This is a genomic window from Rhizobium metallidurans (assembly GCF_014196505.1).
Taxonomy (GTDB): domain Bacteria; phylum Pseudomonadota; class Alphaproteobacteria; order Rhizobiales; family Rhizobiaceae; genus Rhizobium; species Rhizobium metallidurans.
In genome coordinates, this window is record NZ_JACIDW010000003.1 from 431,638 (window position 1) to 446,653 (window position 15,016).

The following is a 15,016-nucleotide window of genomic DNA, read 5'->3' on the forward strand; positions in this document are numbered from 1 at the left end:
TGTAGCCCTCATCGATAGCATGTGACGGATGGGAGGCCGGATATGTGGTATAATGTTGCCTTGGCCATGACGCTTGTGGCGCTTACCCTGACCAGTTGTCAGACCGTGGTGAAAACCACGCCGACGCAAATGTCGACGGTGAGGATGACATGTGATCCCGCCACCAACCGTTGCCAGACCCCGGAATTCGGTCTCAAGGAAAAGGCCCGGCAGGGCGAGAGAATCTCATGGACGATGCAGCCGGCCGAGGGCTGGCGGTTGACGGGCAATCCGAAGACGACCTTCGCGGGCAAGGGCATCTATGGCGTGGCCGTCACGGCGTGGGACCCCAATTCGCTCACCTGCCAGTGGCACGCGGAGGGTGATTCCAAGCTCTTCGCCAGCGGCGGATGGGTCGCCGGATACTGCTATGCCGACGCCGAGTTGATACCGCCGCCGAAACCGGTCAAGGTCCGCCCGACGAAGAAGAAAAAGTAGCGTTCCTGATCCGATGGCCGCCGCGGCAAGCGCTGCCGGTGGTCACGATCCGGCAGGGCCGTACGGAAAGCGGCCCCGATGCCATTGACAAGGACGCCTGTCCGGGCGGAAACCGTTGCAGCAACAACCCCCAGAGGCGCGCTGTCGGCAGCGGGCCGGACAGTCTTCCCATGAATGTTTCAGCAGTTCACCAGGATAGCGTTCTGCGCCATCCCGGCTATCTCAATTTCGCGGCGTCCCGTGTCTTTTCCTCGCTCTCGTTCCAGTGCGTCGCCATCGCCATGGGCTGGATGATCTATGACCAGACCCGTAGCGCCTTCGCGCTGGCCATGGTCGGGCTGTGCCAGTTCCTGCCGATGGTGGTGCTGACCTTCGTGGTCGGCCACGTCGCCGACCGCTTCGACCGAAGGCGCATCGGCCTCGTCTGCCAGCTGATCCTGGCAATCGTGTCGGCCGCACTTGCGGTCGCCACCTGGCAGAACTGGCTGACGCCTTCAGGCATCCTGACGGCGGTGACGATCATGGGCGCGACCGTCGCCTTCGAGCGCCCGACGATGGCAGCACTTCTCCCCAGCATCATGCCGCCATCGCTGCTTCAGCGCGCGGTGGCGACATCGACCTCGATGATGCAGACGGCGCTGATCGTCGGCCCGTCGCTGGGTGGCCTGCTCTACGGCGTCGATGCCGTCGCCCCCTTCGCCGTCGCCGCCGTCCTGTTTGCCGTTGCAAGCGTCAACGTCATCTCGATCCGCATGAAATGGACGCCGAGCAGGCGCGAACCGGTCACGCTTTCTTCCGTCTTCGCTGGCGTGTCCTTCATCAAGAGCAAGCCCGTGATGCTCGGCACGATCTCGCTCGACCTGTTCGCCGTTCTTCTCGGTGGCGCTACCGCGCTGCTGCCCATCTTCGCCAGCGATATCCTGCAAGCCGGCCCCTGGGGACTCGGCATGCTGCGCGCGGCGCCGGCGGTCGGTGCGCTCACCATGTCGATCTTGCTCGCAAGACGCTCACTCACCAGCAAGGTCGGGGCGAAGATGCTGGTTGCCGTGGCCGTATTCGGCGTGGCGACGATCGTGTTTGCCCTGTCGACCAGCATCGCGCTGTCGATCACGGCGCTTTTCGTGGTGGGAGCGGCCGATACGGTCAGCGTCGTGGTGCGCAGCTCGCTCGTGCAGCTGCTGACACCGGATTCGATGCGTGGCCGCGTGAACGCCGTCAATTCACTCTTCATCGGCACCTCGAACCAGCTGGGCGAATTTGAATCGGGCATGCTCGCGGGCATGATGGGCCCCGTCGCCGCCGGCGTTATCGGCGGCGTCGGAACCATCGTCGTGGTGCTCATGTGGACCCGATTGTTTCCGGATCTTCGCAAGGTCGACACGCTGCAGGGGTAGGGTGCCCGCCGAGTACATGGTCGCCCGGCGTGAAGCAGGAAGTTCGAGCAGCAAGAAATTTACGTGGCGTTTGCTGGCCGCGTGCTAGCTTAATGTCCAAGACAGTTTTGAGGAGAGGTCCACATGAAGCGAATTTCAACCATTCTGGCCGCGGTGACGCTGATCGGCCTTTCGGCGCTCACGGCGGGATGCACCAGCGTTCCGACCTCGTCCGGGTCGGCATCCGGCTATGTGCAGGGCGATTCCATGAACCGTGCCTGCTCCGATGGCTTCAGGCCCAGCGACGGGCGTTCCTGCAGCTACTGATGTCGCCCTCTCGCGCTTTGTCCCGGCGGCTCGACCATCCGCAGGGATGAGGCGCCGGCGTTGGCGCGGGGTGTGAGGCGTATCGTCTTGATTTCGGAAAAGAAAAAGGCCTGCATTTTTCAATGCAGACCTTTTGGAAACTGGCTCCCCGGGCCGGATTCGAACCGGCGACCTGTCGATTAACAGTCGAATGCTCTACCGCTGAGCTACCAGGGATCACCGCTCGCCGCGGTGTGAGTGGGCTAATACAAATGCTTGCTCGATTTGCCAAGCGGTTTTTTCAAAAAAATGACATCTCCTTGCAATCATTCGGGTTATCCCCACATGGTGGGGATGACAGAGAGCCCCAAAAACAACGCCAAACGCTTTGGCATCGATCACGTCACCGGCCACATCGTCATGGGGTCGACCCGCATTCCGTTGCCGAAGTCGCGCATATCGCGGCTTTTGATCGGCGGACTTCTGGTTTTGGGCGGATGTCTGGGCTTTCTTCCGATCCTCGGCTTCTGGATGATTCCGCTCGGCGTGCTGGTGCTGTCGCACGATCTGCATGTCGCGCGGCGCATGAGACGACGCTTTTCGGTGTGGTGGCAGAGGCGGCGAAATTCCGCCTCCTGATATCATCGCTTCAGGCGAAGATGCCGGCGATCCGGTGGCAGGCGTCAAGGATCAGCGGAACACCGAGCGCGCGAATGCGTTTATCCTTCAAGCGTTTGAGACGCGATACGCATTAACAGTTCGAAGGTGTACGATGAGAAAGCTTGCAATCATGATCGTGGCGCTGACCACCGCAATCAGCGGGGTAGGGCCTGCATTCGCCGAGAACTGGGGCGACTCGCGTTCCGTTCAAAGCCGCGGAACGTTTGGCGATTCCGGGGTCCGCAACAGCCATATGGGCAATCGTTGCGCCTACTACCGGTGCGGCAACAGATATAGCTACGACAGGCGCAATTACGACAGACGCGACTACAATCGCTACGACGACCGATACTATCGCCGTCACAACAATAACGCTGGCGCCATCATCGGTGGTCTGGCGGCGGGCGCCTTGATCGGCGGAATTATCGCCTCGCAGCCCCGCGCTCCCCGCTATGTCGGCAACGACCATGTCAGCTATTGCTACAGCCGCTATCGCTCGTATCGCGCGTCGGACAATACCTACCAGCCAAACTATGGCCCACGCCGTCAGTGTGTTGGCCCCTGATTGAGCCAAGGCTGGTCTTGGAATGACATGAACCTGATCGCCCGAGACGGCGGTCAGGTTTTTTGATGCGTGCAGCACAGACCGCGCCACTGCAAGCGCCGCACATGCTGATATAATCATGTATTGGTGAAATTTTGGAGGCCTCGCCCGGAATTGAACCGGGGTACAAGGATTTGCAGTCCTCTGCGTCACCACTCCGCCACGAGGCCTCACGACGCTTACATTTAAAAGCGTGGGCGGCATTTAGAATGAATAGAAAACAAGCGCAAGGGGGTTGTTCAAAAACCTGAGGGATTTCAGGCGTCAAAATTCACCGTGGGACTTGGCACGTCGACAACCGTCCGAAGAACAGCGCAAAAACCCATCTATGGGCCACACGCGCATCGATCAGTTGGCGCGCTGCAGCGAGACCAGCGGTGACACGCCATAGGTCGCCACACCAGGAACGCTTGCGCGCACAAGCGGTATCATCACGACGATCGCCAATAGTCCCCCGATGAAGAGGCCACCCAAAAGAGCTGATTTCGCCATGATACCCCGCTGGCCTGGTTCCTATGCGTTGAAGTCATCGCTAATAAAGCTGACGAGCACCTGAACGTCTTGGTTGCGGGAACCTATGTTCAAATCTCAGCCTGTCTCCTTTCCCCACAATCCGCAGCACATGAGCGCGATCAACACGGCGACGATGAGCAGGTCGAATAGCGTCAAATATTCAGCTATCGCTGACATGATCTTCTCCTCCTATTCCTCCGGTTGCAATATTATCACAATCTCATGAATGTTGCCACGGATTGTTCCTCGTCATGAGATGCAACCGGCGGCGCGATCCGAATTCTTGCCGCCGTCGCTCAGTAAGCCTTGAAAGCCGGTTCCCCTGCGATTAAGACACGGATCAGCTATAAGCGCTTTTCAATGGGCGAGAGGACACTATGAATTTCGAGACGGCACGCGCCAACATGGTCGACAACCAGATCCGCACCACGGATGTCACCTCGCACTCCGTGCAGGTCGCTTTCCTTGCCGTGCCGCGTGAGGCTTTCGTCCCGGAAAAGTCCAAGGCGATCTCCTACATCGACGCCGACGTCGAGATCTGTCCGGCGGCATCGGGCAAGCCGGCGCGTTTCCTCATGCAGCCGTCGCCGCTCGCCAAGCTGCTGCAGCTCGCCGCCGTGACCAAGGATGACGTCGTTCTCGATGTCGGCTGCGGCACCGGTTATGTCTCCGCGCTCTTCTCCAAGCTCGCCGGCTCCGTCGTGGCGCTTGAAGAGGACGAGGCGCTGGCCGCCGAGGCAACGGCAAACCTTGCCGATTACGCCAATGTGTCCGTGGTCAAGGGATCGCTCGAAGCCGGCAGCGCCAAGGGCGCGCCCTACGATCTGATCTTCGTCAACGGCGCGGTGGAAGAAGTTCCCGCGTCGCTCTTCGCGCAGCTGCGCGAAGGCGGTCGCCTTGTCGCCATCAAGGGATATGGCGGTTCGGCGCGGGCGACGGTGTTCGTCAGCGAGCGCGGCGCGGTCTCCGAAAACGTCTTCTTCAACGCCTCCGTCAAGCCGCTGCCGGGCTTCGCCAAGGCACGCGAATTCGTGTTCTAAGCGACACGCGACGTGGGTTGTCGATGATGCGGGCGCCACTGGCGCCCGTTTCCGTTTCAGGCCGGCCTTCGAAGGAACCGTTGACCTTTCAGAAAACTGTGCAAAGCGGCAGTCATTTGATTCGCGATGATTTTTTTCCCCGATCGGCTATCCTACAGTCTGGGTGATTCGGATGCCGGCACCTCGCAATCCGATCGTTGTTCGGGAATAACGGGGATAGATATGGCTCAGCCAAGCGTAGCGCGTGAACCGTCCATGGAAGAAATCCTGGCGTCGATCCGCCAGATCATCGAAAGCAATGAACCGGGCGCGGGCAGGGCACTCTCCGCATCGCTGCCGCCTGTTTATGGTGATGATGAAGACGATCACGGCTCCGACATTCATCTGACGGTCGATCAGGCCTATGCCGGCGTGGAATTCCCCGATCCCGCGCCGCAGCAGGCCGATCCGCGCTTCGTCGCCGCCAATTCCGCGGGCTCCGCGCCCGCTCAGGAAGCACCGCGCGCCGCCATGTCGCTGGCCGATGTCGCGGCTCGCGTTCGTGCCGCCTCCGAGCGCAACACCCTGCAGCCGCCGCGCGAACCGCCTCTCGAATTCCGCCAGCAGCTGGCCCCGGCTCCCGTCGCTCCCACCCCCATTGCATCGGCGCCCGTCATGGACGCTCAGCCGCGGCAGCAGGCCGTTGAAGAGCAACAGCCGGTGATGCACCAGGTCGCTCCGGCGCCGCAGCCCGAGCCCGTGCTGGCCGAAGAGCCGGCCGCGATGCCGTTCGATCTGCCGTCACAGTCGCAGCCCGTGGAAGCCGAAGCCGTTCAGCCCGCCGCGGCGCCGGTTCAGGAGCAGGTCGCCATCGCGCCGCCCATGTCCGCAGCACCCATCGCGGCACAGCCGGTCGCTGCGCCGCTGTCGGATCGCCTTCTGCCGAGCCTGATGGATGAAACCCAGCAGTCGCTGCTGTCGCAGGATGCCGGCCTGCAGATCGCCCGCTCCTTCGAGGAGCTGGCTGCAGCCATCGATGGCGCCGAGCGTCGCTCGCTGGATGAGATCGCCGAAGACATGCTGCGCCCGATGCTGCGCGATTGGCTCGACGACAACCTGCCGACGCTGGTCGAGCGCCTGGTGCGCGAAGAAATCGAGCGCGTGGCGCGCGGCCCGCGCCGCTGACCGGATTCCGCGACCCTTTCAAAGAGCCGCTCCGGTCTCCGGGGCGGCTTTTTTATTGACTTGCTGGCGGGCATCCTATTTACAACCCGCATCCAGAAAACCTCCAGATTTGGTCCAAAAATGCTCGAAAAGACCTACGATTCCGCAGCCGTTGAACCGAAGATCGCCGCGAAATGGGACGAGGCGGACGCTTTCCGCGCGGGCGCCAACGCCAAGCCGGGCGCCGACAGCTTCACCATCGTGATCCCGCCGCCGAACGTGACGGGTTCGCTGCACATGGGCCACGCGCTGAACAATACGCTGCAGGACATCATGGTCCGCTTCGAGCGCATGCGCGGCAAGGACGTGCTGTGGCAGCCGGGCATGGACCATGCCGGCATCGCCACGCAGATGGTCGTCGAGCGCAAGCTGATGGAACAGCAGCTTCCGGGCCGCCGCGACATGGGCCGCGAAGCCTTCATCGACAAGGTCTGGGAGTGGAAGAACGAGTCGGGCGGCCTGATCTTCAACCAGCTGAAGCGCCTCGGCGCCTCCTGTGACTGGTCGCGCGAGCGCTTCACCATGGACGAAGGCCTGTCCGAGGCCGTCCTCGAAGTCTTCGTCAGCCTCTACAAGGAAGGCCTGATCTACAAGGACAAGCGCCTGGTCAACTGGGACCCCAAGCTCCTGACCGCGATTTCGGACCTCGAAGTCGAGCAGCATGAAGTCAAGGGCAACCTCTGGCACCTGCGCTACCCGCTGGAAAAGGGCGTCACCTACCAGCACCCGATCGCCTTCGACGAAGACGGCAAGCCGACGGAATTCGAAACCCGCGACTATCTGGTCGTTGCCACCACGCGTCCGGAAACGATGCTTGGCGACACCGGCGTTGCCGTCAATCCCGATGACGAGCGCTACAAGGGCATCGTCGGCAAGCATGTCGTGCTGCCGATCGTCGGCCGCCGTATCCCGATCGTCGCTGACGCCTACGCCGACCCGACCACGGGCACCGGCGCCGTCAAGCTGACGCCTGCCCACGATTTCAACGACTTCGACGTCGGCAAGCGCGCCGGCCTGCGCGCCATCAACATCATGAATGTCGATGGCACGATCACCATCAAGGAGAACGAGGACTTCCTCGAAGGTCTCGACAATCCGGCGGCCCTTCACGGCGCCTGGGATCGCCTCGAGGGTCAGGATCGCTTCACCGCCCGCAAGATAATCGTGGAGATATTCGAAGAGGCCGGCCTGCTCGACCAGATCGAGCCGCACAAGCACATGGTTCCGCATGGCGACCGTGGCGGCGTTCCGATCGAGCCGCGTCTCACCGAACAGTGGTATGTCGATGCCCACACGCTGGCGCAGCCGGCGATCGCCTCGGTTCGCGAGGGCCGCACCAACTTCGTTCCGAAAAACTGGGACAAGACCTATTACGAGTGGATGGACAACATCCAGCCCTGGTGCATCTCGCGCCAGCTCTGGTGGGGACACCAGATCCCCGCCTGGTATGGTCCCGATGGTCAGGTCTTCGTCGAAAAGACCGAAGAGGAGGCCCTGCAGGCCGCCATCCAGCATTACATCGCCCATGAAGGCCCGTGGAAGGCCTGGGTCGAGGAGAAGCTCGAGAATTTCAAGCCGGGCGAGATCCTGATACGCGACGAAGACGTGCTCGACACCTGGTTCTCGTCGGCGCTCTGGCCGTTCTCGACGCTCGGCTGGCCTGAGCAGACGCCGGAACTGGCGCGCTATTATCCGACCAACGTTCTGGTCACCGGCTTCGACATCATCTTCTTCTGGGTCGCCCGCATGATGATGATGGGGCTGCACTTCATGAAGGACGAGGATGGCGTTCCGGTCGAACCGTTCAACACCGTCTACGTTCACGCGCTGGTTCGCGACAAGAACGGCCAGAAGATGTCGAAGTCGAAGGGCAACGTCATCGACCCGCTGGAACTGATCGACGAGTACGGCGCCGACGCGCTGCGTTTCACGCTGGCGATCATGGCGGCGCAGGGCCGCGACGTGAAGCTCGATCCGGCCCGCATCGCCGGCTACCGCAATTTCGGCACCAAGCTCTGGAACGCCACGCGCTTCGCCGAGATGAACGGCGTCGTCAACGATCCGCATTTCATTCCCGAGGCGGCCGAGCTCACGGTCAACCGCTGGATATTGACGGAACTGGCCCGCACCGAACGCGACGTCACCGAGGCGATCGAAGCCTACCGCTTCAACGATGCCGCCGGCGTGCTCTATCGCTTCGTCTGGAACCAGGTCTGCGACTGGTATCTCGAGCTGCTGAAGCCGATCTTCGGCGGCACGGACGAGGGCGCCAAGAAGGAGGCGCAGTCCTGCGTCGCCTACGTGCTCGAAGAGATCTACAAGCTGCTGCATCCGTTCATGCCCTTCATGACCGAAGAGCTCTGGGCGCATACGGCGGGCGAGGGCCGCGAGCGCGATGGTCTGGTCTGCCACGCCGAATGGCCGTCGCCGTCCTACGCCGACGATACGGCGGCCGACGAGATCAACTGGCTGATCGATCTGGTCTCCAACATCCGCTCGGTTCGCTCGGAAATGAACGTGCCGCCCTCGGCGGTCGCGCCGCTCGTCTTCGTCAACGCCAACAGCCTGACGCGTGACCGCCTGTCGCGTCACGACGCGGCGATCAAGCGTCTGGCGCGTGTCGACGGCATTTCTCTCGCCGAACAGGCGCCCAAGGGGGCAGCCCAGATCGTGGCGGGTGAGGCGACGGTCTGCCTGCCGCTCGGCGCGCTGATCGATCTCGGCGCCGAAAAGGCCCGCCTTGAAAAGGCGATCGCCAAGACCGAGGCCGAAATGGCGAGGATCAACGGCAAGCTCTCGAACGAGAAGTTCGTCGCCAACGCCAACCCGGAGGTCGTCGCGGCCGAACGGGAGCGCCTGGAGGAGCTGACGGTCCAGCTCGCGAGCCTCAAGATCGCGCTGTCGCGTGTAGCCGAGGCGGAGTAAAATCAACTTTTAATAGTATTTCATTCCAAGGCGTCTGATGGTGAATCAGGCGCCTTTTTTCGAAAAATTAACCGTAACGAGGCCCGGCTCCGCCATAACTTGGCCGATGGGACGCCTTTTTCCGGCTTTTCCACGAAGTTTTTTCTAAAAATAGAACTGTTGTCAGAAGGTAACATAATTGTGCTCGTATAGAACGATTGCTCTATCACCTGATTGATTCCAGCAATTTTTGAGACGTATTTTCTAATATGGGGAAATTTTGACGTGCCCGTCAATTTTTTACGTAAAGCATCCATTAGCTCACTTTTCAATCGCGCCCGGTCACGAAGTTGCCATTTTAACCTCTCGCCGTCACAGTCCCACCATCGCAATTGCCTCAGTGGGGGAGACACCTTGGCATCTCGTAAGGTTTTGGCAGTAACCCTGCCGCTTGTTATGTTGTCGGCGCTCGCCCAGCCTGCCTTCGCGGGCGGTCTGGATCGTGGCGGCTATAATATCGATCAGTTGTTCGATGCATCGCAGTTCTCTATTCAGTCCGGCGTGATCTACGTCATGCCGCAGCGCAAGCTGAAGAATGTGCAGGACTTGCAGACTACATCGCCTTTGTTGGGCGGCAACGGCAACCTGAATGGACGTTCCAGTACGGCGGATGACACGGAAAATTACGCTGTACCGTATGGTGGTATAAAGGCCGGTTACGGCGATCTCGACTGCCTTGTCGATTATTCGGAACCGTTCGGCGCACATACGAACCCGGGTGCCAATTGGGCCGGCGCGAACAACAATATCGAGACGAAGATTACCACGCGAAATTATGGTGCCACGTGTTCCTATAAGTTCGACGTCGGACCGGGCCAGCTGCGTGTCATAGGCGGAACTTTCTATCAAGAAGTAGAAGGTTTCAAGGAGAGGCTGGTCTACTCGTTTGGAGCGCCACCGTTGCCGAACGGAACTGGTCGTCTTGACCTTGAAGACCAGGCGTGGGGTTGGCGCGCCGGTGTTGCCTACGAGATTCCTGAATATGCGCTTCGCGCCAGCTTGATTTACAACAGTCGCGTAAAGTACGACAACCTCACTGGCACCGTCGATCTTACCAACTCGCCGCTGACACCAGGATACGGCGGCAAGATTACGAATGTAACGGGATCCGCCGAAGCCCCTGACTCACTTGAACTTAAAGTGCAAAGCGGAATTGCTACTGATTGGCTGGCGTTTGGTTCGGTTAAATGGACTAATTGGAGCGTTCTGCAAACGGTTCCGTTCAGGGACGCCGCTGGTGTCGAACTTGCATCTCTGGATCTTGCCTACCGCGATGGCTGGACGACGACAGCCGGTATCGGCCACAAGTTCAACGATCAGTGGAGTGGTGCGGTCAGCCTGACGTGGGACCGTGGCACAAGCGACGGCTACGGCTCGCAGACGGACACCTGGCTGCTTGGCTTGGGTGCGGCTTACAGCCCGACCGAGAATATCGAGTGGCGTCTTGCGGGATCGCTCGGAATTATGACGAGCGGCGAGTCTGGCACGATCGTGAAGGACGGCGTCACTTACGGCGACGATGTCACATATTCCTTCGGAAACGATCTGGTGGCGGCCATCTCCACCAGCATCAAGGTCAAGTTCTGACCCGCCAAGATCAGTGCAAGTGAAAGCCCGGCGAAATGTCGGGCTTTTCTTTGTCCGGGCGCCATTAAGCATGCTCCGCTGGCGTGTCAATTTGTGACGATTCAGCAACAGTTTTTTTTGAGTGTTCGCGTATGATGAGCTCCAATACGAATTGTCCATTTCCCGCCACAAACTAGGCGCAGCGGTAATGTCGGGCGAGGGAATGACAGGCATAGGGTGCGCGTAAAAGAGTAAGATGGGTCGTTTTTCAGTGAATGCGGAAGAGACGGGCATGACGTGCGGCGAAGTTGCCGCCGCTTTGATCGTTTCGCCTGCTGTGCAAGGTGTTTCAGCCGGAAAACGTCATTCGACCGCAGCGTTCTCAAGCCTTTCGTTTTCCTCACGTTCGACGGTGTTGCCGCTATCGGGACCGGCTTTGGGTAACGACGTCTCGCGTTTTGTCACAATTGGTGAGTACGACATTTCTGCAGGCGAAATGCCGCTATCTGGGCGCGCCGGAATGAGGTTGGTGGCATCGTCGCCAGTTCGCGCCGGGAAGCGGGCGGATGAGGTCGATGCGAAGGTAATGAAGGCTCTCTTGCGAGGGCAGAAGGCTGGATGCGACGCGGGCAAGCGGGTCTTGGAACCCACCGCGGGATCGCTCGCCGAAGGAAGTTAATCTGCGGGCCTGATGGACAGGATGTCCGGGACGGCGCGTATGGGTGGAAACGAAAGAAATCGAGTGAAATGCTGACGTTCGAGTTCAGACCTTTCAGATTGATGCTTATGGGGCTTTCCGTCGCCTGTCTCGCGGCGCTCAGCTCTCCCGCCGGCGCGTTCGACATCAAGTCGGGCGTCAACAAGGAATCCGGTCCTTTCGATCTCTTCAAGTTCGGTTTCAAGGCCTACAAGAACGGCCAGAAGGAAGAGGCGGTCGAAGCCTATAAATACGCGGCCGAGAAGGGCCACACCGGCTCGCGCTGGGCGCTCGCCAACATGTATGCCGACGGTGACGGCGTCGCGCAGGACGATTTCGCCGCCTTCAAGATCTATAGCGAGATCGCCCAGCAGGGCGTCGAGCCCGGATCGGAGGATACCGGCTTTTTCGTCAACGCGCTGCTGTCGCTCGCCGGCTACTACAAGAGCGGCATCCCGGGCAGCCCCGTGAAGGTCGATCTCAACCAGGCGCGCCAGATTTATTTCCAGGTCGCCTCGACGTTCGGCGTGCCGGAAGCGCAGTTCCAGCTGGCGCAGATGATGCTTGCTGGCGATGGCGGCAGCACCAGCACGCAGCAGGCCAAGAAATGGCTGAACCAGGCCCGCAAGAGCGGTCACCCCGGCGCCATGTCCGTATTCGGCAATATCCTGTTCCAGGAAGGCCAGTCGGCCAACGGTCTGGCGCTGATGACGGCGGCGCTCGACCGCTGCAAGCCGAAGGACTGCAAATGGATGGAATCGCTGCAGGAGCAGGCCTTCTCCGTGGCCAGTGAAAGCGACCGCCGCAACGCCATCGCGCTCTCTCACAAGATCGCCAGCAGCAACACCGACTGATCGATCGACCGCCGGATCGCCAGGATCCGGGCTCGACCGCCGCGCCTTCTATCAGGCCGCGAAATCGAAATAGGCGACCACTGGCACGTGGTCGGACGGCTTCTCCCACGCACGCACATGTTTTTCGATCGCCGTCGAGGTCATCCGGTCGGCGGCCTCCGGCGACAGCATCAGGTGATCGATGCGAATGCCGTTGTTCTTCGGCCAGGCGCCGGCCTGATAATCCCAGAACGTGTAGGCGGGCACCGCATCCGTCGTGGCGCGCACCGCGTCCGTCAGCCCCAGGCTTTCGAGCCTGCGGAACGCCTCCCGCGTCTGCGGCAGGAACAGCGCGTCGTTCTCCCACACCTTGGGATCGAAGCAATCATGTGGCTCGGGGATGACGTTGTAGTCGCCTGCAAGGATCAGGATCTCCTCGTAAGCCAGCCGTTCGGCCGCGAATGCGCGCAGCCGCTCCATCCAGGCGAGCTTGTAGCTGTACTTCTCTGTATCGACGGGATTGCCATTCGGCAGATAGAGGCAGCAGACGCGGGCGACTCGATTTCCGGGAAGCGAAAACACCGCCTCCAGAAAACGCGCCTGCTCGTCCAGCGGGTCGCCCGGCAGGCCGCGCGTCACCTCGTCCGGCTTGGTCTTGGAAAGAACGGCGACGCCGTTGAAGCCTTTCTGCCCATGCGTCTCCACATGATAGCCGAGAGCCTCGATCTCCAGCCGCGGAAAGCCCTCGTCGACGGTCTTGATCTCCTGCAGGCAGGCGATGTCGGGGTTCGAATCCTTCAGCCACTGCGTGAGGTTGTCGATGCGCGCCTTGACGCCGTTGATGTTCCAGGTCGCGATCTTCATTCTTTTGTCCCGTTCCGCTTTGACGTCTTCTTCTAGCGTGCACCATGAGCAAGCGACAAGACGTTAAACCGGCCGGAAGACAATCTTCGGCCGGTTCGGTGTGGATAGCGGGAAAGGGTGGTCAGATCGAGAAGCTGGTGCCGCAGCCGCAGCTGGCGACCGCGTTCGGGTTCCTGATCTGGAAGGACTGGCCGAGCAGGTTGTCGACGAAATCGATCTCCGAGCCCGCCATGTAGATCAGCGACATGCTGTCGATCAGCACCTTCGCGTCGTTCTTCTCGACGATGACATCGTCGTCCTGAATGCCGTCGGTCAGGTCGAACTTGTAGGAAAAACCCGAACAGCCGCCGCCCTCGACCGAGACGCGCAGCGCGCTCTTGCCGGGATCGCTGCCGACGATGGTGGCGATTCGCTTCGCGGCCGCGTCGGAAAGGGTTACACTTGCTTCGGTCATGTCTGCTCCTGCCGGGGTCAAGATCCGGAGAGAATAGTGGTCCAGCCATCAATATAAACAGCTGTTTTTCAATGCTATCGCGCCTTATATCATGAAAGCGCGGCCCGCGGCAAAGTGGGCGATACGTCGTCTCTTTGCCGTTTATGCTCTCTATAGGTATGAAGAGCATATGGCGGCGTCAATGGGCGTGCGCCAGGGACATGGCGAGTGACGGTGAAGAATGACGATCGACAGGCGTGCATTAGGCTTCGGTAACAGCGACAGGGCAATCTACGCGGCTGACCCGTGGACGACGCGTGGGCGGCTCTATCCCGAGAACTCCAGCCCGACGCGCTCGGACTTCCAGCGCGACCGCGACCGTATCGTCCACACGACCGCCTTCCGGCGCCTCAAGCACAAGACCCAGGTCTTCATCGCCCAGGATGGCGATCACTATCGCACGCGGCTGACGCACACCATCGAGGTGGCCCAGATCGCCCGCGCGCTCGCCAGGGCGCTGAAGCTCGACGAGGATCTGGCGGAGGGCGTCGCCCTCGTGCACGATTTCGGCCACACGCCCTTCGGCCACACCGGCGAGGACGCGCTGCACGAGGTGCTGCTGCCCTATGGCGGCTTCGACCACAATGCCCAGTCGCTGCGCATCGTCACCAAGCTCGAACGCCGCTACGCCGATTTCGACGGCATCAACCTGACCTGGGAAAGCCTGGAGGGGCTGGTCAAGCACAACGGCCCGCTGCTCACCAAGGATGGGACCGGCACGCGCGGCCCGGTGCCGCAGCCGATCCTCGATTACTGCGAGATCCACGACCTGCAACTCGACACCTTCGCCAGCCTGGAAGCGCAGGTGGCCGCGATCGCCGACGATATCGCCTACAACACCCACGATATCGATGACGGCCTGCGCTCGGGCTACCTGACTTTCGACATGCTCGAGCATATCCCGTTCCTGGCCGGCCTGATGGCCGAGGTGAGGGAGCGCTACCCCACGCTGGAGCCGAGCCGCTTCACCCACGAAATCATGCGCCGCCAGATCACCCGCATGGTCGAGGACGTGATCTCCGTGGCGCAGGAGCGCCTGTCCGAGATCCGTCCCGAGAGCGCCGACGACGTCAGGCACGCCAGCCGCGTGATCGCGACTTTCTCGCAGGGCATGGCGGAGACCGACAAGCAGATCAAGGCGATGCTCTTCAAGCGCATCTACCGCCATCCCGACATCATGCGCATCCGCTCAGGTGCCGCACAGATCGTCACCGACCTGTTTTCGGCCTACATGGCCAACCCGAAGGAGATGCAGAGCCACTACTGGGTGGATCACATCGCGGGGCTGGCCGAAGCGCCGAAGGCGCGCCATGTTGGCGATTATCTCGCCGGCATGACCGACACCTACGCCATCAGCGCCCACAGGCGCTTGTTTGACCAGACTCCGGATTTGCGCTAGGCAGCGGTCGCCCGGCAAAGGCCG

The 15,016-nt window shown here is 61.0% G+C and carries 15 protein-coding genes and 2 tRNA genes; 12 read left to right on the top strand and 5 right to left on the bottom strand.

Features of this window, described 5'->3' with window-relative positions; translation table 11 throughout:
- Nucleotides 1-144: 144 nt before the first annotated feature.
- From GGQ67_RS08880 to GGQ67_RS08890, 3 genes are all read left to right on the top strand, one after another.
- Nucleotides 145-477 carry a hypothetical protein gene (locus GGQ67_RS08880; RefSeq protein WP_183899786.1) on the top strand — a complete coding sequence of 111 codons (333 nt, stop codon included), beginning with the start codon at nucleotides 145-147 and terminating at the stop codon, nucleotides 475-477.
- Between the two features lie 170 nt (nucleotides 478-647).
- Complete coding sequence (locus GGQ67_RS08885; RefSeq protein ID WP_183899787.1) at nucleotides 648-1,871, top strand: MFS transporter; 1,224 nt, start codon at nucleotides 648-650, stop codon at nucleotides 1,869-1,871.
- Nucleotides 1,872-1,994: 123 nt separating this feature from the next.
- Nucleotides 1,995-2,177, top strand: a complete 183-nt coding sequence (locus tag GGQ67_RS08890) for a hypothetical protein (protein WP_183899788.1) — start codon at nucleotides 1,995-1,997, stop codon at nucleotides 2,175-2,177.
- A gap of 141 nt (nucleotides 2,178-2,318) precedes the next feature.
- Here the strand turns inward: GGQ67_RS08890 and GGQ67_RS08895 are convergent.
- Nucleotides 2,319-2,393: transfer RNA gene (locus GGQ67_RS08895), tRNA-Asn, on the bottom strand.
- A 108-nt stretch (nucleotides 2,394-2,501) separates the two neighbouring features.
- Between GGQ67_RS08895 and GGQ67_RS08900 the strand changes: the two genes are divergently transcribed.
- Both GGQ67_RS08900 and GGQ67_RS08905 read left to right on the top strand, forming a co-directional pair.
- The gene (locus GGQ67_RS08900) at nucleotides 2,502-2,795 is read left to right on the top strand and encodes a hypothetical protein (protein ID WP_183899894.1); all 294 of its coding nucleotides are present in this window, start codon (nucleotides 2,502-2,504) and stop codon (nucleotides 2,793-2,795) included.
- A gap of 133 nt (nucleotides 2,796-2,928) precedes the next feature.
- Nucleotides 2,929-3,381 (top strand): BA14K family protein, encoded by a 453-nt coding sequence (locus tag GGQ67_RS08905; protein ID WP_183899789.1) that lies wholly within the window; start codon nucleotides 2,929-2,931, stop codon nucleotides 3,379-3,381.
- A 135-nt stretch (nucleotides 3,382-3,516) separates the two neighbouring features.
- On the opposite strand, the gene GGQ67_RS08910 is transcribed toward GGQ67_RS08905, so the two are convergent.
- Nucleotides 3,517-3,590, bottom strand: a tRNA-Cys gene (locus GGQ67_RS08910).
- Between the two features lie 178 nt (nucleotides 3,591-3,768).
- Nucleotides 3,769-3,912, bottom strand: coding sequence for a hypothetical protein (locus GGQ67_RS08915; protein ID WP_183899902.1), 144 nt, complete (start codon nucleotides 3,910-3,912; stop codon nucleotides 3,769-3,771).
- Nucleotides 3,913-4,310: 398 nt separating this feature from the next.
- On the opposite strand from GGQ67_RS08915, the gene GGQ67_RS08920 reads away from it, so the two are divergent.
- From GGQ67_RS08920 to exoR, 6 genes are all read left to right on the top strand, one after another.
- The gene (locus GGQ67_RS08920) at nucleotides 4,311-4,973 is read left to right on the top strand and encodes a protein-L-isoaspartate O-methyltransferase family protein (protein WP_183899790.1); all 663 of its coding nucleotides are present in this window, start codon (nucleotides 4,311-4,313) and stop codon (nucleotides 4,971-4,973) included.
- 222 nt (nucleotides 4,974-5,195) lie between these two features.
- Nucleotides 5,196-6,137, top strand: a complete 942-nt coding sequence (locus GGQ67_RS08925; protein WP_183899791.1) for a DUF2497 domain-containing protein — start codon at nucleotides 5,196-5,198, stop codon at nucleotides 6,135-6,137.
- Nucleotides 6,138-6,257: 120 nt separating this feature from the next.
- Nucleotides 6,258-9,101: a valine--tRNA ligase gene (locus GGQ67_RS08930; RefSeq protein WP_183899792.1), complete on the top strand. Its 2,844-nt coding sequence runs from the start codon at nucleotides 6,258-6,260 to the stop codon at nucleotides 9,099-9,101.
- Nucleotides 9,102-9,494: 393 nt separating this feature from the next.
- Nucleotides 9,495-10,727 carry an OmpP1/FadL family transporter gene (locus GGQ67_RS08935; RefSeq protein ID WP_425503765.1) on the top strand — a complete coding sequence of 411 codons (1,233 nt, stop codon included), beginning with the start codon at nucleotides 9,495-9,497 and terminating at the stop codon, nucleotides 10,725-10,727.
- 235 nt (nucleotides 10,728-10,962) lie between these two features.
- Nucleotides 10,963-11,385 carry a hypothetical protein gene (locus GGQ67_RS08940; RefSeq protein ID WP_183899793.1) on the top strand — a complete coding sequence of 141 codons (423 nt, stop codon included), beginning with the start codon at nucleotides 10,963-10,965 and terminating at the stop codon, nucleotides 11,383-11,385.
- A 68-nt stretch (nucleotides 11,386-11,453) separates the two neighbouring features.
- Entirely contained in the window at nucleotides 11,454-12,257 is an 804-nt protein-coding gene (gene exoR / locus GGQ67_RS08945; protein WP_183899794.1) for an exopolysaccharide production regulator ExoR, read from the top strand.
- Between the two features lie 51 nt (nucleotides 12,258-12,308).
- On the opposite strand, the gene xth is transcribed toward exoR, so the two are convergent.
- Nucleotides 12,309-13,100, bottom strand: a complete 792-nt coding sequence (xth, locus tag GGQ67_RS08950; RefSeq protein WP_183899795.1) for an exodeoxyribonuclease III — start codon at nucleotides 13,098-13,100, stop codon at nucleotides 12,309-12,311.
- Between the two features lie 121 nt (nucleotides 13,101-13,221).
- Entirely contained in the window at nucleotides 13,222-13,554 is a 333-nt protein-coding gene (erpA, locus tag GGQ67_RS08955; protein ID WP_183899796.1) for an iron-sulfur cluster insertion protein ErpA, read from the bottom strand.
- 220 nt (nucleotides 13,555-13,774) lie between these two features.
- Here erpA and GGQ67_RS08960 point away from each other — a divergent pair, with 220 nt between their 5' ends.
- On the top strand, nucleotides 13,775-14,992 hold the full coding sequence (locus tag GGQ67_RS08960) for a deoxyguanosinetriphosphate triphosphohydrolase (RefSeq protein WP_183899797.1): 1,218 nt from the start codon (nucleotides 13,775-13,777) through the stop codon (nucleotides 14,990-14,992).
- Nucleotides 14,993-15,016: the final 24 nt, after the last annotated feature.